The following is a 20,696-nucleotide window of genomic DNA, read 5'->3' as shown; positions in this document are numbered from 1 at the left end:
TCCTTCAATAGGCTTTGACGACTATGGCGGTGATGTTGTCCGGCGCGCCGCGGGTCAGGCCCAGGTGCACCAGGCTGCGCACCATCTCGTAGGGGGCGACGTGGCCGAGCACCTCCTGCAGCTCGTGTTCCTCCACGGTGCGGGTCAGGCCGTCGCTGCACAGCAGGAAGCAGTCGCCGGGCAGCACCTCGAGCTGCACCTCGGCCAGCTCCAGGCGCTCCTGGGCGCCGACGGCGCGGGTGACGATATTGCCCATGGGGTGTTCGCGCGCCTCGGCCTCGCTGAGCAGGCTGCTGTCGATCAGTTCCTGCACGTAGCTGTGGTCGTGGCTGATGGCCTGCAGCGCGCCGTCGCGCAGGCGGTACAGGCGGCTGTCGCCGGCCCACAGGCAGGTGGCCTGGCTGCCGCGGGCGACCAGCAGCACCAGGGTGCTGCCCATCATGCTCACGCCGCGGCGCCGGGCCTCTTCGCGTACCGCCTGGTTGACCTCGTCGAGGCTGTCGCGCAGCGCCTGCACGTAGTCATCGAGCCGCTGCGCCGGCGCCACCCGGCGCAGGCTGTCGACGATCAGGCTGCTGACGAAATCGCCGGCGGCGTGGCCGCCCATGCCGTCGGCCACCGCCCACAGGCCGACCTCCTGGGCGTCCAGGCAGGCGTCCTCGTTGATCTGGCGGACCATGCCGACATGGCTGTGGCTGGCGGACTGGTACTGCTCCACTGCGGCTGCGCTCATCATCGGCCCTCGCTCTGCAACTGCGCGGCCAGGCCGGGCGCAGGCGAGACGTCCGCCCCCAGCAGCAGGCCGCTGAACGCCTGCGCTGCCGGCATCCCAGCGCAGCACAGCAGGCCGGCGGCGACATGCTCCGAGCCGCGCCCCCACCATAGACTGGCGCCTTCGCAGGTGAGCTGGGCCAGCACGGCCAGGCGCTCGCCCGGGCTGGCCACGCAGAAATGCATCTGCCGAAACCCCGGCGTGCGCGGCATGCGCCGGCCGTAGGACGGCGTGTCGAGGGCGGCCACCGCCGCCTCGAAGGCCTCGAACTCGCTGCCCTCCTCCAGCGTCGCCAGCAGCAGGTTCTCGACCTGCTCGTACCAGGCGTCCGGGCCGCCGAGCAGCGAACCCAGGTCGGCGTCGGCGTCCAGCAGGCAGGCGACGGTCAGCGGGAAGTAGCGGCCGACCCGGTCGACGCTGGGCATCATCACCCCGGTGACCGCCTCGTTGCCAATCAGGCCCGGGGCCAGGGCGAAGCGCCACAGCGGGCTGACCAGGTAGGCATCCAGCCAGGCCGAGCCCAGCTCCTGCTGGCTGGTGGCGATACCGCTGGCCAGCCAGGCGTCCCAGGGCTCGATAAAGCTGCTCGGCAGGCCGCGGTGAAGAAAGTCGCCGCGACTGGCCAGCTTGCCGTAAAAGCCCGCCGTCATAGCCGCTCCGGCAGGCTGAAGCCGGTCAGCACGCGGCTCTTGAACGGGTTGAAGGCGCTGCTGGCGCGCAGTTCGCAGGCCACGCTGGCGTTGTCCACGCGCAAGCGCAGGGTGAAACGGTCCGGCGAGGCGCCCGGGGTCAGGTCGGACTGTTCCAGCAGGCGGAACCAGGCCCAGGGCCCGTCCAGGGTCAGACCGGAGCGGCCGGCGCTGGTCGGCGGGGTGATCGACAGGCGCACCACGCCCAGGCTGTTGGGGCTCGGCCACTGCATGGCCACCGGCCGGCTGGGGCCGTGGTCGTAGGTCATCTGCTGGCCGTCCAGATCGAGGATGAACTGGCTGATCGCCGCGTCCATGGCCACCGGCTTGAGCTCGAAACGCACGGTGGGCTGCACGCCGCCGGAGCGGAAGAAGGCATCGCGGATCGCCGCCGCGCGCTGGAAGGTTTGCAGCACGCCGCCGCCTATGCCCAAGCGTTCGGCCGCCCCCGGCTGCCAGCGCCAGGTGGTCGCCGAGGTGTCGACGTAGGGCTGCAGGTATTTGCGGAAGTAGCTGTCCATCACCCCGCCGACGCCGAAGAAGTTGCCGAAATCCTCCAGGGTGGCGTCGCGCGTGCTGCCGCTGTCCAGCGGGTAGCGGCCGGCCAGCGACTGGCGGTAGACGTTGACCACCTCGGCCACCCAGGCGGCATTGAGCTGGCTGCGGATACCCCCCATCATGCTGTTGGTGGTGGCGTTGACCACCGAGTTGACCAGGTTCTGCACCAGCGGCGGCTGGCGTTCGCCGGCCAGCTTGACCCGCTGCGCCGAGGCCACCGCCTGGTTCTTCGCCTCGCCCAGCAGGGCATCACCGCTGGCGCCGCTCATGGCGCTGAGCTGCACGTAGAGCTCGTTGAACTGGGCCAGCAGGTCGTCGATGGGCGCGCTGTTGCTGCCCTCGGGCTTGCGCACCAGGCTGTTCAGCTCGTTGAAACGGGCGGTGATCGGGTCCACCTGCGGCGCGGCCTGTGCCTGGTTCTGCGGCGTCTGCCCGACCAGCGAGCCGAGCTGCTGCTTGAGCTTGTCCACCGTGCCGTCGGCGGCCTTGAGCTTGTCGGCGAGCAGGCGGTCTTCCTGCTGCAGGTCGGTCTCCCGCGCCACCGCCTCGAGCAGTTGCTTGAGCGGCGAATTGGGCCCGGACAGCACTCGCATCACGTCGGCGGCCTGGGCCACGCTGGTTATGGCGACGAAATCGACATCGCCGAGCAGGCTTTCCCACTGGCCTAGAAAGTCCTGGAAGTACAGGTTGCGCACCTCCAGGGCCAGGCTTGCGGCGTCCTGGTTGTCGCTCAGCGGCCGCCCCAGTACCCACTGCTCCTCGGCCAGTGCGCCGGACTGGCTGAGGCTGGCGACCATGAACACCTGGCGATAGCCGCGGTAGGTGTAGAAGCCGCTGAGCGGATCGTTCAGCGGCTTGCCGCTCTTGCGGGTGAACACCAGGGCCGCGTCGCGCCCGGCCGCTTCGCTGATACGAAAATCCGCCAGGCCGTCGGGCAGCGGTTGCCGCTTGACTCGGTTGTACACCCGCTGCGCCACCGACATCTGCTGCAGCTGACGGCGCAGGTCCTCGATCAGGTTTTCGTCCAGCCGCGCCGGTGGTGGCTTGCGCGCGAACAGCGCATCGAGGTGCTCAGCGAGCGCCAGGCGCTGTTCGGGGGCCAGGTCGCGCGGCAGGCTCTGGTCCCAGTCCAGGTTGATCCAGGCCTTGATGAAGTCCGCGTCGTACTGCTCTGCGCTGGCCAGCATCAGGTAGGCCTTGAGCCCTTCGTAGAGGAAGTCGGAGTTGCCGCCGCTGCGCAGCTGTTCCTCGATGCGGGTCAGCAGCCGCGGCGCCATCACCGCGATCAGCAGCTTGCGGTAGACGCTGCTGGCCTCGGCGCCGAGCATGTCGCCCTGGTACAGGCCGAAGCCCTCGGCCCAGGACGGCGGATTGTCCGCCACGTGGCGGATGGCGTTGAGCAGCGGCAATACCGCCAGCACCTCGCGCTGCGCCGGGCTCAGGGCCTCAAGCTGGCCCTTGAGCGGCGCCACGCGGGCGTCGACCTCGGCGATATAGGCCTGGTTGGCGTTGTAGCTGGCCAGCCAGACGCCGGCGACCGCGACGAACAGCAGTACCGAGGCGGCCAGGGCGCCACGGGTGATCCACTTGCGCCGACGCTCCACCTTGGGGTTGGCGCCGACCAGCCCACGCTCGCCGAAGGCCACCTCGCGGAACAGCCGCTCGATGAAGTAGCTGCGCCCGGTACCGGTCTGCCGCGCCAGCTGCTGACGATCCAGGTTCATGCTCTGCGCCATGGCGCCGATCAGGCGGTCGATGGGGCTGCCTTCCTGGGTGCCGCTGGTGAAATAGACGCCGCGCAGCAGCACCCGCTCTTCATAGGGATTGGGTTTGAACACGCCGTCGAGGAAGCTGGCGAGGTTGTCGCGCAGCGCGGCGAACTGCTGCGGGAAGCCGTAGATCAGGTCGCGCCGGTTGGGGTCGCGCTCCTGCTGCAGGCGCTCGACCAGGCGCTGGGTCAGGCGCTCCTCCAGGGCGGCGAACTCCTGCCTGAAGCCGGCCAAGGGCCCTTCCCCGCTCTTGCCGTCGTCCAGGGCGAAGGTACAGCCCCAGACCTGGCCGCGCTCCTCCTTGCTGAGGCCGTCGAAGAACTCCATGAAGCCCGGCACCAGGTCGAACTTGGTCAGCATCACGTAGATCGGGAAACGCACGCCGAGCTGGGCATACAGCTCCTGAACGCGCGCCTTGATGGCGCGGGCATGGGCGGCGCGCTCGCTCTCGCTGCCGAGCAGCAGGTCGGACAGGCTGATGGCGATAAAGGCGCCGTCGATGGGACGGCGCTTGCGCTGGTTCTTCAGCAGGTCGAGAAAGCCCAGCCAGGCAGCCTTGTCCACCTCGGCGTGGCTGTCCTGGGTGGTGTAGCGGCCGGCGGTGTCCAGCAGCACCGCCTCGTCGGTGAACCACCAATCGCAGTTGCGCGTGCCGCCGACGCCGCGGATGGCGCCGCCGCCCATATGCTCGGCCAGTGGGAAGTTGAGTCCGGAATTGACCAGCGCGGTGGTCTTGCCCGAACCGGGCGGGCCGATGATCACGTACCAGGGCAGCTCATAGAGGTTGCGCCGCTCCTGGCCGCCGAGCTTGGCCTTCTTCAGCAGCTGCAGGGCTTCATCCATGCGCTGCTTGAGGGTCGCCAGCTCCTCGGCGGTGGCCACGCTGGCGGCATCCGGCGCCACCGCCACCAGCCCCTGCATGACCTTGGCGGCGTTGCGCCGGGCCTGGATCAGGCGCAGGACGCGAAAGCCGATCCAGGTCAGGAACAGCAGCGCGATGAGGATCCAGCGCACCGTCGCCGAGGCCAGCGGCTCGTAGCTGTCGATGGCGATCAGCGGGCCGACGAACCAGATCACCAGGCTCAGGGCGAGCAGGCCGAGCAGCGGCACCAGCCAGCGCACGCAGAAATTGAAGAAGGCCTTCACAGGTTGCCCTCCGCGAATACGGTGATCTCCACCCGGCGATTGCGCGCGCGGCCGGCGGCGGTCTCGTTGGAGGCCACCGGCTCGGTGTCGCTGCGCCCTTCGGCGGTGAAGCGCTCGGGCTGGCCGCTGCGCGCGGCCAGCACATCCATGACCTGCTGCGCGCGGTCCTGCGACAGCTTCCAGTTGGAGGGATAACGCAGGGTGGCGATGGGCCGGTCATCGCTGTGGCCGGTGACCAGCACGTTGCCCTTGACCTGACGGATGGCCTCGGCGATGCGCAGCAACAGCGGCTGCAGGGCGTCGGAAATGCTGGCGCTGCCGGAGGCGAACAGCTCGTCGCCGCGGATGGTCACCACCGAGCGGTCCACCGCGTCCTCCACGGCGACGCGCTGGGCGCGGATGTCCTCTTCGAGAAAACGCGCCAGGCGCGGCCGCTCGATCAGCTTGGGCTGCAGCGGCGGGCGATCGATGGTCTGCACCGGGATCTCGCCCAGGGCATGGATGTTGCGAAACACCGGCTCGGCGTCACTGGCCAGCTTCAGACGCAGGCCGAACAGCAAGAGCAGCAGCAGCGCCAGGCAGATGGCCGCGCCGACCCAGGGCGGGACGAACTGCGACAGCCGATCGCGCACCGCGCTGACCCCGCGCCAACGCGGCGACAGCTCGCGCTCGAACTCGCCGCGCACGCTGCGGATGGTCGCCGCGGTGCGCTCGCGCAGCGCTTCGAGCTGGCTGCGGCCGTCGTTCATCACCCGGTAGCGGCCCTCGAAACCCAGGCACAGGCACAGATACAGCAGCTCGAGAAGGTTCAGCTTCTGCCGGGCGTTTTGCAGGCAATGCTCGAGCAGCTGGAACACCTTCTCGCCGCCCCAGGCCTCGTTGTGCAGGGTGATCAGCAGGCTCTGCTTGCCCCAGTCGCTGCCGCTGCCCCAGGGCGTGCTGAGCACCGCTTCGTCCAGCGCGGTACAGAGCACGTAGCGGCTGAGCATCACCTCGTCCTGCGGCACGCCGGCGCCCTTGGCCTGTTCCTCGAACTGGCGCAGATAGGCCAGCAGCTGCGCGCGCAGGCTGGCCGGCATCGGGTGGGAAATGGTGTTGCGCAGCCGCGTCAGCAACGCCAGCAGCGGTGCCGCCGCGCGCTCCAGCGGGTTGAGGCCCTGGGCCAGGCTGCTGGGCAAGGGCGCGCCAGGCATGGCCGGGGCTGGCCCGGCTGCGGGCGCCGGGCGAGGCTGCCCGCCGGGCGGCTCAGGTGCCCGGCCACCGGGGCGCGGCATGATCATGGTGCGGTCGCTGCCGCCGCCCGAGCCGCCGCCACCGTTGCCGGGTGGGCCGCCGAAGGGATCGTCGATCGGATGCATGGCGAACTATCCTCGGATGGCCCAGAAGGCCAGGTTCAAACCGGGGAACTGGCCGGCGATATGGAAGGCGAAGCCCCCCGAGTTGGCCAACTGCTTCCAATGGTCGCTGCCGCGATCCAGCTCGAAGTAGCTGGAGCCGGCGTGATAGGGAATCTGCCGTGGCGCCACCGGCATCGGCAGCAGGGCGATGCCCGGCAGCTGCAGGTTGACCAGGTCGCGGATGTGCTCCACCGAGCCGACCTTGGCCTGCTGCGGGAACAGGCTGCGCAGGTTTTCCGCCGGCACGTCGGCGCGCACCACCAGGACAAAGCTGGCGCCCTGCAGCAGATTCTTGTCGGCCAGCATGGCCACGTGCACGCCGTAGGATTTCTCGACTATGGGAATCGGCGTGGCGCGGCTGTCGATGACCATCGACAGTGCCTGGCGCAGCTCGCGGATCACCGGGGCGAAGCTGGCCGCCAGGTCGTCGTGCTCGTAGGCCGGGTACTCGGCCGGGCGCCGGCCGCTGCTGGAGAAGGTGGCGAACTCGCCGGCCAGCGCCACCGCCTCGCGGTAGAAGGCCTCCGGGTGCAGCGGGCTGAGCCGGGCCAGGTGACTGATCAGCGGCTCGGCGCGGTTGACCAGCTGCAGCAGCAGAAAATCGGCGATCTCCGAGGCGCCGCCGGCGCCGGAGGCCACCACCCTGCCCGCCAGCGCCTCGCCACGCTGATGCAGCAGGCCCTGCAGTTCGCTGCGAAAGGCCGCCAGCGGCGGCGAGGCGGCGACGTCCAGCAATGGCGGGATGTAGTTCTCGTCGAGCAGCAAGGCATTGTCGGCGCGTTTTTCCACCACCCGCACCACGCCGATGCAGGCGTACTCGCCGAGGCCGTCGCGCTCGGTGAGCAGGCGCAGCGCCTTGCCGCCGATGGCCAGCGGCGCGCGGCTCTCGAACGGCGCGTTGTCGTCGCGCACCTCGCGCACCTGGCTGACGTAGCGGGCGCCGCCGAGGGCTTCGCCCTCCTCCACGGTGTCGCGGGTACCGGCGCGCTTGAGCGGCAGGCCGAGGTAGATCAGCTGGTCGCGCATCTGCGGGTCGACGATCAGCGGCGTCGGCGCCACGTCATCGCCGGGGATGTCGAACGGCGTGCCGTCGGGCAGTACGCCGCGGGCGCCGAGAATGGCCAGCTTGCCCTGGGTCAGCAGCGCCGTGTCCAGCTGCAGTTCGGAGAACCCCCAGCCGCCGGCGAACATCGGCCGGCAGCGGCTGTCGACCAGGGTTTCCAGATAACGGTCATGCTGTTGCAGGTGTTGCGGGCGCAGGAACATCCCCTCGGACCACACCACTCGGTTATTCCAGGACATGAGCGAATCTCCCGAGTGGTTTATTTGGTCGGCGGCGCGGGCACGGCGCTGACCGCGCGCGCGCTGAGGCTGACGTTGAGCACGCTGGTCTGGTGCGGCGGGATGTTGACCAGCTGCCGCCACACCGAGTCGTCCAGGTCGCGGAAGGCGACCACCAAACCGAGCAGACGGCTCTGTTCGTCCAGGGTGCGGTCGAGGATCAGTTGTTCGCCGGGCTGGATCAGCAACTCGTCCTGGGCCACCAGATCGCTGCTCAGGGTGGCGTTGGCCGACTCGACCAGGGAGAAGTAGTCGGCCCGGCTGAACACCGCCCCGCTCTTCAGTTCGTACAGGCGTACCCGCACCGGTGCCGGCTGCCCGCCCGGCGCAGGATTGAGGTCGGCCGAGGCCTGGATCTGCAGACGCACCACGGTGGGCGCAGGCGGTGGCGGCTCCGATGCACAGGCGGTCAGCAACAGGGCCAGCACTCCCCACAATATCCTTGGCATCTTTGGCGTCCTCTAGAAGTTTTATTATTTCAATTCAGAATTAACAGCCCGCCGCTCCATAACAAACACTAAGTTCTACGCAGTTTGGCGCTGTGCTCTTCATAGGCGCGACTGAACTCGCGGCCGAACAGGTCCTGGAAGTCGTCCTCCGCTTCCCGGGATATGGCGGCATAGGTTTCGGTGAACAGTTCCCAGTACTTGGCTTGGCGCCCCCCCGACAATAATCCGCCAATACCCGAAGGTTTGTTCAGACGCGCCTCCAGAGTGGCCGGCTCGAAGCGCTTCAACAGATGTTTGATGGCCGCCTGTACCCCCGCCATGACCGCCAGTTGGTGCGCGCGCAGGTCATCGAAACTTTCCGCGATGGCCTGGTCGGCCGGCATGAAGGCCTGGTTGCCGGAACGTAGCAACAGCAGCAGTGCCTCCTCGACGTTCGGCGCGAATTTCAGCGGGTTGTTTTCCACCGGCTGAATCATGGTCTGCGCCATGCGGAACTCGCCCTTGAGACTGGCGCGGGCGCGCAGCACGTCCACCAGGCCTTCGACCATCTGCCGGTAGCTGCGACCGATGGCCTCCATCTGCGCCAGCGCCTCGCCCCGTTCGATGCGCAGCTGCGCCACTCCGGCGCCGCGCAGAAAGGCTTCCAGGGCGTCGTCGGTAGGCGCCGCCGCGCCAGGCTGCGGCGTGCCGACAGCCGGCGGAACGGCCGCGGCGACGGGCGCCGTTGGGGCGGCCGGCAGCGGCGCGGCCACTGGCACAGGCTGGGCAGCCGGCACCGCTGGCGGCGCCGACGGTGCGGCGGGCGGGGCCTGCGGCGTCGCCGCGGCGATGCCCAGTTCGGCGAAGGGATCCCAGTCCGCCGGAATCGCATGCGCCGCTGCCGGGCTGGCCTCGACCGGCGGCGCGGGCACCTGCGCCTGCGGCGGGCGGAAATCGTGGCGTTCGGCGGGAATATGATCGGGCGCGCTCGGCGGCGGTACCGCCGGTGTGGCGAGGAAGTCGAACAGGTCGGGCTTGGTGTCCAGCGGCGAGCCGCCCGCCTGCATCTGCGCCGGGGCGGCGGGCGGCGGCGCGGGCATGCTCGGCGCGCCGGCGCCTTGACGGTTCATCAGCGCATCGAAGCCGGTGAAGGGATCGCTGGCGGCGGGCAGCCCCGGCGACGATATGTCGGCGCCGGTAATCTGTACCAGGATGTCGTACTCGCCCAGGCGCACCAGCTCGCCGTCCCGCAGCGGCTCGCTATTGCCGCGGTGCAGGCGCACCCCGGCGTTGACCAGTTGCACGCCGTTGGTGCTGGTGTCGGTCAGGTAATAGGTGCCGTCGCGGAACTGGATCACGCAGTGCTGGCCCGATACCAGGCGCTCCGGGTCGGGCAATACCCAGTCGTTCTCCGGGTTGCGCCCGATGCGCAGCTCGCCGCGGTCGAGCTCCATGTCCGCACGCTGCCCGGGCGTCAGCTTGTGATAACTGGTGATGGTCAAACGCAGCGGCATTCAAACTCCTTACAAAACTTCGCTCATCGACCGCATGAGTCCCCAACCGGTGCCCTGAGTATAGGCATCACAAAGTTGACCAGTGTTGTTCAGGAGTAACACTTTGAATCTGCTTTTTTGTAATTAGCGATATAGCGAAAGACACTAAATAAAGAATTTCGGCTCGCCTATCTTAATCCGCTCGACAGTTCGTCCAGGCGCCTGGCCAATTTCTTGACAAGCCTAAAACAACGCCAAGACTTGCTCTAACAACTCGATCGGAGTGGCCATGCCCCGCTCCGAATAGAACGTAATCCACAGGATGTGGATTGAAGTCCAACGTTCGCTCTGACGGTATGCCTGCCCGCAGCAGGTTGGATATGGAGATCACCCATTGTGGTGGACGTACAGCAGCTGTTGACCGCGGTATCCCCCGACTCCCCGAGTGGCGCCGATCTCGAATACGACTCGGCGTTCCTCGAACTCGAGCGCGTCGCCCAGGGCCAACCCGAGCGCCAGATGGGCGATTCGGTATTGCCCGCCGAGCCGCCGGAATGGCGCCAGGTGCGCGATCTGTGCGTCGAGCTGTTCGCGCGCAGCAAGGATCTGCGCATCGCCAACTATTACCTGCAAAGCAGCATCGCCCTCGATGGCCTGCCCGGCCTGGCCCAGGCGCTGCAGCTGATCCAGGCGCTGCTGCAGCAGTACTGGGACAGCCTCTATCCGATGCTAGACGTCGAGGACGACAACGACCCCACCTTCCGCATCAACGCCCTGGCCGGCATAGGCGCCGAGCCGGTGGTGCGGCTGTTGTGGGAAATGCCGCTGATCCGCTCGCGCGCCTTCGGTACCGTGACCTTGCGTGCCGCGCTCAATGCCAGCGGCTTGCAGCGCTTCGCCAGCGAAAGCCTGGGCCTGGAACAGGTCGCGGCGGCCTTTCGCGACAGCGATGCCGAGCAGGTCGAGGCCTGCCGCGCCGCGGTCGGCGCCGCCCAGGCAGCGCTGCAGGGGATAGAACGGGAGGTCAACGAGCGCGTCGGCTCGGACCGCGGCGCCGATCTGGGCACCATCAAGCAACTGCTGCGGCATGCCGTGCAGATAGTCGCCGAACAGGCGCCCGCCGCGACCGCGGCAGAGGTGGCCGAGACGGCTCCCGCCGCAGAGGGCGCCAGCGCGGCAACAGCGGGCGCGCCCGCCGCACCGCGCATCAGCGGCGAAATCGGCAATCGCGACGACGTGCTCAAGACCCTCGACCGCATCCTCGCCTACTACGCCCGGCACGAGCCCTCCAGCCCGGTGCCGGTGCTGCTGAGCCGGGCCAAGACGCTGGTCAGCGCCGACTTCGCCACCATAGTGCGCAACCTGATCCCCGACGGCTTCTCCCAGTTCGAAAAGCTCAGGGGGCCCGACGGCGAATAGCGTCGGGTCACCTCATTCACAGCCCATAGCCGCATACGCAGCGCAGGAGGAACAAGATGGCCAACCCCAGCAGCCAGAAATTCATCGCTCGCAACCGAGCTCCACGGGTGCAGATCGAGTACGACGTGGAGCTCTACGGCGCGGAAAAGAAAGTCCAGTTGCCCTTCGTCATGGGGGTGATGGCCGACCTCGCCGGCAAACCCGCCGAACCGCTGCCGGCGGTGGCCGACCGCAAGTTCCTCGAGATCGACGTGGACAACTTCGACTCCCGGCTCAAGGCGATGAAACCGCGGGTGGCCTTCAACGTGCCCAACACCCTGACCGGCGAGGGCAACCTCAGCCTCGACATCACCTTCGAGAGCATGGACGACTTCAGCCCCGCCGCCGTGGCGCGCAAGGTCGACGCGCTCAACCAGTTGCTCGAAGCCCGCACCCAGCTGGCCAACCTGCTGACCTACATGGACGGCAAGACCGGCGCCGAGGAAATGATCATGAAGGCGATCAAGGACCCGGCCCTGCTGCAGGCATTGGCCAGCGCGCCGAAACCGACCGACTCCGAGCCGCAAAGCTGATTAGAGGACGCAGACCATGGCCGAACCGATGACCGAACAGCAGGCCCAGGGCGGGACTGCTACCGAAGAGACCAGCGACTTCGCGTCGCTGCTGCTGCAGGAATTCAAACCCAAGACCGAGCGCGCCCGCGAGGCGGTGGAAACCGCGGTGCGCACCCTGGCCGAACATGCGCTGGAAAAGACCGACCTGATCTCCAACGATGCGATCAAGTCCATCGAGTCGATCATCGCCGCCATCGACGCCAAGCTCACCGAGCAGATCAACCTGATCATGCACCACCAGGACTTCCAGCAACTGGAAAGCGCCTGGCGCGGCCTGAGCTACCTGGTCAACAACACCGAGACCGACGAGCAGCTGAAGATCCGCGTGATGAGCATCTCCAAGGGCGAGCTGCACAAGACCCTGAAGAAGTTCAAGGGCACCGCCTGGGACCAGAGCCCGATCTTCAAGAAGATGTACGAGGAAGAGTACGGCCAGTTCGGCGGCGAGCCCTACGGCTGCCTGGTCGGAGACTACTACTTCGACCAGTCGCCGCCGGACGTCGAGCTGCTCGGCGAGCTGTCCAAGGTCTGCGCAGCCATGCATTCGCCGTTCATTGCCGCGGCATCGCCCACCGTCATGGGCATGGGCTCCTGGCAGGAGCTGTCCAACCCGCGCGACCTGACCAAGATCTTCACCACCCCCGAGTACGCCGCCTGGCGCTCGCTGCGCGAGTCCGAGGATGCGCGCTACATCGGCCTGACCATGCCGCGCTTCCTCGCCCGCCTGCCCTATGGCGCCAAGACCGACCCGGTGGATGCCTTCGCCTTCGAGGAGGACACCGCCGGCGCCGACAGTAGCAAGTACACCTGGGCCAACTCGGCCTACGCCATGGCGGTCAACATCAACCGCTCGTTCAAGCTCTACGGCTGGTGCTCGCGCATTCGCGGCGTGGAGTCCGGCGGCGAGGTGCCGAACCTGCCGGCGCACACCTTCCCCACCGACGACGGCGGCGTAGACATGAAGTGCCCGACCGAGATCGCCATTTCCGACCGCCGCGAGGCCGAGCTGGCGAAGAACGGTTTCATGCCCCTGCTGCACAAGAAGAACACCGACCTGGCGGCCTTCATCGGCGCCCAGTCGCTGCAGAAGCCGGCCGAGTACGACGACCCCGACGCCACCGCCAACGCCAACCTGGCGGCGCGCCTGCCCTACCTGTTCGCCACCTGCCGTTTCGCCCATTACCTCAAATGCATCGTGCGCGACAAGATCGGCTCGTTCAAAGAGAAGGACGACATGCAGCGCTGGCTGCAGAACTGGATTCTCAACTACGTCGACGGCGACCCGGCGCACTCCACTGAAACCACCAAGGCCCAGCACCCACTGGCCGCCGCCGAGGTGGTGGTCGAGGAAGTCGAGGGCAACCCCGGCTACTACAACTCGAAGTTCTTCCTGCGCCCGCACTACCAGCTGGAAGGCCTGACGGTGTCCCTGCGCCTGGTCTCCAAGCTGCCCTCGGCCAAAGGCGCCTGATCCACCCTCACATTGGTATCCGCCACGGCGGCGGATACCGCACCACGTAGCGTGGCGCGAGCCACCAAGGAGGCATGATGGCTGTTGATATGTTTATCAAGATCGGCGATGTGGACGGAGAATCCGCCGACAAGACCCACGCCAAGGAAATCGACGTACTGGCCTGGAGCTGGGGCATGTCCCAGTCCGGCAGCATGCATGTGGGCGGTGGTGGCGGCGCCGGCAAGGTCAGTATCCAGGACATCTCTTTGACCAAGTGGATCGACAAGTCCTCGCCCAACCTGATGATGGCCTGCTCCAGCGGCAAGCATTACCCCGAGGCCAAGCTGACCATCCGCAAAGCCGGCGGCGAGGATCCGGTGGAGTACCTGATCATCACCCTCAAGGAAGTGCTGGTGTCGTCCATCAGCACCGGCGGCAGTGGCGGCGAGGATCGCCTGACCGAGAACGTCACCCTCAACTTCGGCCAGGTTCAGGTCGACTATCAACCGCAGAAACAGGACGGCAGCAAGGACGGCGGCCCTATCAAGTACGGCTGGAACATCCGCGAAAACGTCAAGATCTGAGGCATGACCGCCCGGCGCCGCTGCGGCGCCGGGCGCTCGTTTCGTCGGCCATGGCACCAGCGCAGGCGCTCGGCGCGCACGTCTGGTATCGCCGCCAAAGGCCGGGACACCCGCGGCCCGCAGCGCCACTGCTGCGCGGCACATGAACGGAAGGACGCAGCGATGAATGCCGATGAACTTGTGCGTGCCGGTCAGCTGAACGAGGCCCTGGGCGCCCTGCAGGATCAAGTGCGCAGCCAGCCGTCCAACCCCGCCCTGCGCGTCTTCCTCTTTCAACTGCTGGCCGTGCTCGGCCAGTGGGGCCGCGCACAGAACCAGCTCAAGGTCGCCGGCGAGCTGGATGCCGGCGCCCTGGCCATGGTGCAGACCTACCGCACGGCCCTGGAATGCGAGGCGCTGCGCGGCGAAGTCTTCGCCGGGCGCCTGACGCCGGTGCTGCTGGGCCAGCCGGCGGACTGGCTGGCACCGCTGATCCAGGCCCTCAAGCTGGATGCCGAAGGTCATGCCGAAGCCGCAGCGCAGCTGCGCGAGCAGGCCTTCGACGCCGCCCCGGCCATCGCCGGCGAACTCAACGACGAACCCTTCGCCTGGTGCGCCGACGCCGATCCGCGGCTCGGTCCGGTGCTGGAGCTGATAGTCAACGGCCGCTACGTCTGGCTGCCGATGGAGAACCTCGTCAGCCTCAGCTGCGAGGCGCCTAGCGACCTGCGCGACCTGGTGTGGATGCCGGCCGAGCTGACCCTACGCAACGGCGGCACCACCGTGGCGCTGATTCCCAGCCGCTACCCGGACACCATCGAACTCGGCGACGACGCCGCGCGCCTGGCGCGCAAAGTCGACTGGCAGGACAACGGTTTGCCCATCGGCCAGCGCCTGTTCGCCACCGACCGGGGCGAAACCGCGCTGTTCGACCTGCGCAGCCTGCGCTTCGCCGCCGGGGACGCCTGAGCATGGCCGAGCTGACCCTGCAGGAGCGACTGCAGCCTTCGCTGCTCGATCGACTCACCGACGACGAGCCGAGCAACCCCAAGGAAAGCGCCGAGCGCCGGGTGATGAATCTCAACCAGCTCAAGGCCTCGGTACTGCGCGACCTGGCCTGGCTGCTCAACACCACCGCGTTGTTCGGCCCGGAAACCGCGGCACAGATGCCGGCCGGCACCTCGGTGATCAATTTCGGCCTGCCGCCGCTGTCCGGCCACACCGCCTCGAGCATCGACGTACAGCTGGTCGAGAGCCTGCTCGCCGAGATCATCGAAACCTACGAGCCACGCCTGCTCCAGGGCTCGCTACGGGTGCGCGCGCAGCTGGCAAGCGACGAGATGAACCACAACGCGCTGAGCTTCGAGATCGAGGCCGACCTGTGGGCCGAGCCCGTGCCGCTGCGCCTGCTGCTGTCCACCGATCTGGACCTGGAGACCGGGCATATCAAGGTCGCCCCGGTCGACGGCAGGAGGCGCGCATGAACCCGCGCCTGCTCGACTACTACAACCAGGAGCTGCAGCACATCCGCGAGAGCGCCGCCGAGTTCGCCGCCGAGTTCCCCAAGATCGCCAGCCGCCTGACCCTGTCCGGCATCGACTGCGCCGACCCCTATGTCGAGCGCCTGCTGGAGGGCTTCGCCTACCTCACCGCGCGCGTGCACCTGAAACTCGACGCCGAGTACCCCACCTTCACCCATAACCTGCTGGAAATCGCCTACCCGCACTACCTGGCGCCGACGCCCTCGGTGGCCGTGGTGCAACTGTGCGCTGACCCCGACGAGGGCTCGCTGGCCAGCGGCTTTCGCGTCGAACGCGGCGCCGCCCTGCGCGGCCAGCTCGGCCACGAGGAGCAGACCGCCTGCGAGTACCGTACCTGCCATGACGTCACCCTGTGGCCGCTGGAGGTCAGCCGTGCCGAGTATTTCGGCAACCCGGCCACCGCCCTAGGCCGCCTCGCCGCGGCCGAACCGCGAGCCAAGGCCGGCCTGCGCATCCGTCTCAAATGCGGCGCCGGCATGCCGTTCAAGGCCCTGGCGCTGGACAGCCTGCCGCTGTTTCTCGGCGGCGCCGACGAGCAACCGTTCCGCCTCTACGAGCAACTGCTGGGCAACGCCTGCGCCTTGTTTATCAAGAGCGTCGATGGCGAATGGGCCGAACGCCTGCCGCTGAGCGGCATCCAGGCACGCGGCTTCGACGACGAGGACGCGGTGCTGCCGGTGGTGCCGCGCGCCTTCCAGGGCTACCGCCTGCTGCAGGAGTATTTCGCCCTGCCCAATCGCTTCCTGTTCGTCGAGTTCGCCGGCCTCGCGCGCGGCGTGGCGCGCTGCAACGCCCAGGAGCTGGAACTGGTGGTGCTGTTCACCCGCCTGGACAGCAGCCTGGAAGGCGCGGTGTCGGCCGCCCAGTTCGTGCCTTTCTGCACCCCGGCGGTCAACCTGTTCCCGCGCCGCGCCGACCGCATCCACCTCAGCGACCGCGTGCACGAACATCAGGTGATCGCCGACCGCACCCGCCCGCTGGACTTCGAGATCCACTCGCTGACCCAGGTCAGCGGCCACGGCAGCGGCCCCGAGCAGCCGTTTCAGCCCTTCTACGCCATTCGCGATCCGGCCCGTTACGGCCGCGAGCAGGCCTATTACGTGGTGCGCCGCGAGCCGCGCCGGTTGTCCAGCCAGGCGCGCCGGCGCGGGCCGCGCTCCACCTACGTCGGCAGCGAGACCTTCGTATCCCTGGTCGACGTCAACCAGGCGCCCTACCGCCACGACCTGCGCCAACTGGGCATCGGCGCGCTGTGCACCAACCGCGACCTGCCGCTGCTGATGCCGATCGGCACCGGCAAGAGCGACTTCACCCTCGAAGACAGCGCGCCGGTGCAGGCGGTGCGCTGCCTGGCCGGGCCGAGCCGGCCGCGCGCCAGCCGCGCCCACGATGCCAGCGCCTGGCGGCTGATCAGCCAGCTGTCGCTCAACTACCTGTCGCTCAGCGAGCGCGGCCAGGGCGCCGCGGCCCTGCGCGAGTTGCTGCGCCTGTACGGCGATCCGGCCGATTCGGCGCTGCAGTTGCAGATCGAGGGCCTGCGCGAGGTGCGCAGCAGCCCCTGCACGCGGCGCCTGCCGATGCCCGGGCCGATCGTGTTCGGCCGCGGCCTGGAGATCAGCCTGGAATTCGACGAGAACGCCTTTCGCGGCACCGGCGTATACCTGCTCGGCGCGGTATTCGAGCGCTTTCTCGCCCGTTACGTGTCGATCAACAGTTTTACCGAAACGGTATTGCGCACCACCGAGCGCGGAGAGGTCATGCGATGGCAGGCACAACCGGGTCGCCGCCCGAACATCTGAGCGGCGCCGCCGAGATGGCCGCCGCGCCCTGGAGTTACGACTTCTTCCAGGCGCTGCGCCGTATCGAATGCGCGGCCGTGGCGCAGCCGCGCATCGGCCGCTCCGTGCGCCTGGCCGACGATCCGCTGCGCCTGGGCCAGCAGCCCGACTGCAGCTTCGCCCCGGCGACCCTGGCCAGCGTGCACCAGGGCCCGGTGCCGCGTATCGAACAGTTCTTCTTCGGCCTCACCGGCCCCAACGGGCCGCTGCCGCTGCACCTGACCGAGTACGCCCGCGAGCGCCAGCGCAACAATGGCGACGCCACCTTCAAGCGCTTTCTCGACGTCTTCCACCATCGCCTGCTGACCCTGTTCTACCGCGCCTGGGCCGAGGCACGGCCCACCGTCAGCCACGACCGGCCGGACGACGACTACTGGTCGATGCGCCTGGCCGCCCTGTCCGGACGCGGCATGCCCAGCCTGCTCGGCCAGGGCCCGCTGGCCGATTCGGCGAGCCTGCACTTCAGCGGCCACCTGGCCGCTCAGACCCGCTACCCGGACGGCCTGCGTAGCATCCTCGAAGCCTATTTCGAGGTGCCGGTGCGCATCGAGGAATACGTCGGCCAGTGGCTGCAGCTGCCGCAGTACAGCCAGGTCGGCGCGGCCGCCTGCACCCTCGGTAGCGACCTGTGCCTGGGCACCCACGTATGGGATCGCCAGCACAAGTTCCGCATCCGCCTCGGCCCGCTGAGCCTCGAGCAGTACCAGCGCCTGCTGCCGGGCCAGGAGAACTTCGCCGAGCTGGCCGCCTGGGTCGCCGAGCACCAGGGCGACGAGCTGGACTGGGAGGTCAACCTGGTGCTGCGCTGCCAGGAGGTGCCGCGCATCGACCTCGACGGTGGCACCCAGCTCGGCTTCAACACCTGGCTCGGCACCCCGTTGCACGACCCCGACGACCTCTCGCTGGTACGCGACTACGCCAGCCAATCCATCCCCGATTCGAGGAGCTGCGAACATGAGTGAGATCAGCCGCGCCGCGCTGTTCGGCAAGTTGAACAGCCTGGCCTACAAGGCCATCGAAGCCGCCACGGTGTTCTGCAAGCTGCGCGGCAACCCCTACGTCGAACTGGTGCACTGGCTGCACCAGATCCTCCAGCTGCAGGACTCCGACCTGCACCAGCTGGTGCGCCAGTTCAGCCTCGACCCGGCGCGCCTGGCCAAGGACATCACCGAGGCGCTGGATCGCCTGCCGCGCGGTTCCACCTCGATCACCGACCTGTCCTCCCACGTCGAGGAAGCGGTCGAGCGCGGCTGGGTCTACGGCAGCCTGATGTTCGGCGAGAGCCAGGTGCGCACCGCCTACCTGATCGTCGGCATCCTCAAGACGCCGAGCCTGCGCCACGCGCTGACGGCGATTTCCCGCGAGTTCGACAAGATCAAGGTGGAGAGCCTGATCGAGCGCTTCGACGAGTATGTCGGCAACTCGCCGGAGAACGGCCTCGGCGCCAGCGACGGCTTCAGCGCCGCCGGCGCGCCGGGCGAAGCCAGCGGCGCCATGGCTCCCAGCGCCATGGGCAAGCAGGAGGCGCTCAAGCGCTTCACCGTCGACCTCACCGAGCAGGCGCGCAGCGGCAAGCTCGACCCCATAGTCGGGCGCGACGAGGAGATCCGCCAACTGGTGGACATCCTCATGCGCCGCCGGCAGAACAACCCGATCCTCACCGGCGAGGCCGGCGTCGGCAAGACCGCGGTGGTCGAGGGCTTCGCCCTGCGCATCGTCGCCGGCGACGTGCCGCCGAGCCTCAAGGATGTCGAGCTGCGCGCCCTCGACGTCGGCCTGCTGCAGGCCGGGGCGAGCATGAAGGGCGAGTTCGAACAGCGCCTGCGCCAGGTGATCGAGGACGTGCAGAGCTCGCCCAAGCCGATCATCCTATTCATCGACGAGGCCCACACCCTGGTCGGTGCCGGCGGCGCGGCCGGCACCGGCGACGCCGCCAACCTGCTCAAGCCGGCGCTGGCCCGCGGTACCCTGCGTACCGTGGCGGCCACCACCTGGGCCGAATACAAGAAGCACATCGAGAAAGACCCGGCGCTGACCCGGCGCTTCCAGGTGGTGCAGGTGGACGAGCCGTCCGAGCACAAGGCGATCCTGATGATGCGCGGCGTGGCCTCGACCATGGAGCAGCACCACAAGGTGCAGATTCTCGATGAGGCGCTGGAGGCCGCGGTCAAGCTGTCGCACCGCTATATCCCGGCGCGCCAACTGCCGGACAAGTCGGTGAGCCTGCTGGATACCGCCTGCGCCCGCGTCGCCATCAGCCTGCACGCGGTGCCGGCCGAGGTGGACGACAGCCGCAGGCGGATCGAGGCGTTGGAAACCGAGCTGGCCATCATCGCCCGAGAACAGGCCATCGGCATCGCCATCGGCAGCCGCCAGAGCGACGTGCAAGGCGCCCTGGCCGAGGAGCGCGAGCGCCTGGCCGCCCTGGAAAGCCGCTGGAGCGAGGAAAAGGCCCTGGTCGACGAGCTGCTGGCGACCCGCGCCAGCCTGCGCGCCGCCGCCGAAGCGGTGGACACCACCGGCGCGGCCCAGGCGCAGCCGCCGAGCCCGCAGCTGAGCGACGACGAACGCCAGGCGCTGCACGGCAAACTGGCGGATCTGCAGAGCCGCCTCAGCGCGCTGCAGGGGGAAACGCCACTGATCCTGCCCACCGTCGATTACCAGGCGGTGGCCTCGGTGGTCGCCGACTGGACCGGCATCCCGGTCGGGCGCATGGCGCGCAACGAGATCGACACCGTGCTGCGCCTCGACGAGCACCTGAAAAAACGCATCATCGGCCAGGACCACGCCCTGAGCATGATCGCCAAGCGCATCCAGACCTCGCGCGCCGGGCTGGACAACCCGAGCAAGCCGATCGGCGTTTTCCTTCTCGCCGGCACCTCCGGGGTGGGCAAGACCGAAACCGCCCTGGCCCTGGCCGAGGCCATGTACGGCGGCGAGCAGAACGTCATCACCATCAACATGAGCGAGTTCCAGGAGGCGCACACCGTCTCCACCTTGAAGGGCGCCCCGCCCGGCTACGTCGGCTACGGCGAAGGCGGCGTGCTGACCGAGGCCGTGCGGCGCAAGCCCTACAGCGTGGTGCTGCTGGACGAGGTGGAAAAGGCCCACCCGGACGTGCACGAAATCTTCTTCCAGGTGTTCGACAAGGGCGTGATGGAAGACGGCGAAGGCCGCATGATCGATTTCAAGAACTGCCTGATCCTGCTCACCACCAACGCCGGTACCGAGATGATCGCCGGCCTGTGCAGCGACCCCGAGCTGATGCCGGACCCCGAGGCCATCGCCAAGTCGCTGCGCGAGCCGCTGCTCAAGGTGTTCCCCCCGGCCCTGCTCGGCCGCCTGGTGACCATCCCCTACTACCCGCTGAGCGACAAGATGCTCGAGAGCATCAGCCGGCTGCAGCTGGACCGCATCAAGAAGCGTGTGGAGGCCACGCACAAGGTGCCGTTCGACTACGAGCAGAGCGTGCTCGACCTGGTGGTGTCGCGCTGCACCGAGGCCGAGAGCGGTGGCCGGCAGATCGACGCCATCCTCACCAACAGCCTGCTGCCGGACCTGTCGCGCGAGTTTCTCGGCCGCCTGCTGGAGGGCAAGCCGCTGGCCGGTGTGCATATCGGCGCCGAAAATGGCCAGTTCAGCTACCGCTTCGACTAGCAGGCCGTGATCGCCAAG

16 protein-coding genes are annotated in these 20,696 nt (G+C 68.2%); 9 read left to right on the top strand and 7 right to left on the bottom strand.

The features are described from left to right. Window positions 1-4 precede the first annotated feature (4 nt). From EA796_RS05870 to tagH, 7 genes are all read right to left on the bottom strand, one after another. Entirely contained in the window at window positions 5-733 is a 729-nt protein-coding gene (locus EA796_RS05870; RefSeq protein WP_178082537.1) for a PP2C family serine/threonine-protein phosphatase, read from the bottom strand. Continuing rightward, complete coding sequence (tagF, locus tag EA796_RS05865) at window positions 733-1,422, bottom strand: type VI secretion system-associated protein TagF (RefSeq protein ID WP_122107898.1); 690 nt, start codon at window positions 1,420-1,422, stop codon at window positions 733-735. Before tagF ends, EA796_RS05870 begins: the two co-directional genes overlap by 1 nt. Beyond that, window positions 1,419-4,934: a type VI secretion system membrane subunit TssM gene (gene tssM, locus EA796_RS05860; RefSeq protein ID WP_122107897.1), complete on the bottom strand. Its 3,516-nt coding sequence runs from the start codon at window positions 4,932-4,934 to the stop codon at window positions 1,419-1,421. Before tssM ends, tagF begins: the two co-directional genes overlap by 4 nt. Beyond that, on the bottom strand, window positions 4,931-6,292 hold the full coding sequence (locus EA796_RS05855; RefSeq protein ID WP_122107896.1) for a DotU family type VI secretion system protein: 1,362 nt from the start codon (window positions 6,290-6,292) through the stop codon (window positions 4,931-4,933). Before EA796_RS05855 ends, tssM begins: the two co-directional genes overlap by 4 nt. A gap of 6 nt (window positions 6,293-6,298) precedes the next feature. Then, the gene (gene tssK / locus EA796_RS05850; protein WP_031303387.1) at window positions 6,299-7,633 is read right to left on the bottom strand and encodes a type VI secretion system baseplate subunit TssK; all 1,335 of its coding nucleotides are present in this window, start codon (window positions 7,631-7,633) and stop codon (window positions 6,299-6,301) included. 20 nt (window positions 7,634-7,653) lie between these two features. Beyond that, the gene (tssJ, locus tag EA796_RS05845) at window positions 7,654-8,121 is read right to left on the bottom strand and encodes a type VI secretion system lipoprotein TssJ (RefSeq protein ID WP_122107895.1); all 468 of its coding nucleotides are present in this window, start codon (window positions 8,119-8,121) and stop codon (window positions 7,654-7,656) included. 68 nt (window positions 8,122-8,189) lie between these two features. After that, the gene (gene tagH / locus EA796_RS05840) at window positions 8,190-9,614 is read right to left on the bottom strand and encodes a type VI secretion system-associated FHA domain protein TagH (RefSeq protein ID WP_122107894.1); all 1,425 of its coding nucleotides are present in this window, start codon (window positions 9,612-9,614) and stop codon (window positions 8,190-8,192) included. 375 nt (window positions 9,615-9,989) lie between these two features. Between tagH and tssA the strand changes: the two genes are divergently transcribed. The 9 genes from tssA (at window position 9,990) to tssH (ending at window position 20,678) form a co-directional block, all read left to right on the top strand. Continuing rightward, a complete protein-coding gene (gene tssA, locus EA796_RS05835) occupies window positions 9,990-11,012 on the top strand; it encodes a type VI secretion system protein TssA (protein ID WP_122107893.1) in 1,023 nt (340 codons plus the stop codon). Between the two features lie 56 nt (window positions 11,013-11,068). After that, the gene (tssB, locus tag EA796_RS05830) at window positions 11,069-11,584 is read left to right on the top strand and encodes a type VI secretion system contractile sheath small subunit (protein WP_003245007.1); all 516 of its coding nucleotides are present in this window, start codon (window positions 11,069-11,071) and stop codon (window positions 11,582-11,584) included. Between the two features lie 16 nt (window positions 11,585-11,600). Further along, window positions 11,601-13,097 carry a type VI secretion system contractile sheath large subunit gene (tssC, locus tag EA796_RS05825; protein ID WP_021443732.1) on the top strand — a complete coding sequence of 499 codons (1,497 nt, stop codon included), beginning with the start codon at window positions 11,601-11,603 and terminating at the stop codon, window positions 13,095-13,097. A 77-nt stretch (window positions 13,098-13,174) separates the two neighbouring features. Continuing rightward, a complete protein-coding gene (locus tag EA796_RS05820; protein ID WP_031303038.1) occupies window positions 13,175-13,663 on the top strand; it encodes a type VI secretion system tube protein Hcp in 489 nt (162 codons plus the stop codon). Between the two features lie 162 nt (window positions 13,664-13,825). Continuing rightward, complete coding sequence (locus EA796_RS05815; protein ID WP_122107892.1) at window positions 13,826-14,611, top strand: type VI secretion system accessory protein TagJ; 786 nt, start codon at window positions 13,826-13,828, stop codon at window positions 14,609-14,611. Between the two features lie 2 nt (window positions 14,612-14,613). Next, entirely contained in the window at window positions 14,614-15,126 is a 513-nt protein-coding gene (gene tssE / locus EA796_RS05810; RefSeq protein WP_122107891.1) for a type VI secretion system baseplate subunit TssE, read from the top strand. After that, complete coding sequence (gene tssF, locus EA796_RS05805) at window positions 15,123-16,982, top strand: type VI secretion system baseplate subunit TssF (protein ID WP_122107890.1); 1,860 nt, start codon at window positions 15,123-15,125, stop codon at window positions 16,980-16,982. The genes tssE and tssF overlap by 4 nt, the downstream gene beginning before the upstream one ends. Next, window positions 16,946-17,983 (top strand): type VI secretion system baseplate subunit TssG, encoded by a 1,038-nt coding sequence (gene tssG / locus EA796_RS05800; RefSeq protein WP_122107889.1) that lies wholly within the window; start codon window positions 16,946-16,948, stop codon window positions 17,981-17,983. The genes tssF and tssG overlap by 37 nt, the downstream gene beginning before the upstream one ends. Continuing rightward, on the top strand, window positions 17,976-20,678 hold the full coding sequence (gene tssH, locus EA796_RS05795) for a type VI secretion system ATPase TssH (protein ID WP_122107888.1): 2,703 nt from the start codon (window positions 17,976-17,978) through the stop codon (window positions 20,676-20,678). Before tssG ends, tssH begins: the two co-directional genes overlap by 8 nt. Window positions 20,679-20,696: the final 18 nt, after the last annotated feature.

This window comes from Pseudomonas sp. AOB-7 (assembly GCF_003696305.1).
In the GTDB taxonomy this organism is placed as follows: Bacteria; Pseudomonadota; Gammaproteobacteria; order Pseudomonadales; family Pseudomonadaceae; genus Aquipseudomonas.
The sequence above is the reverse complement of the archived record's forward strand: the minus strand, read 5'-3'. Positions and strand labels throughout refer to the sequence as shown.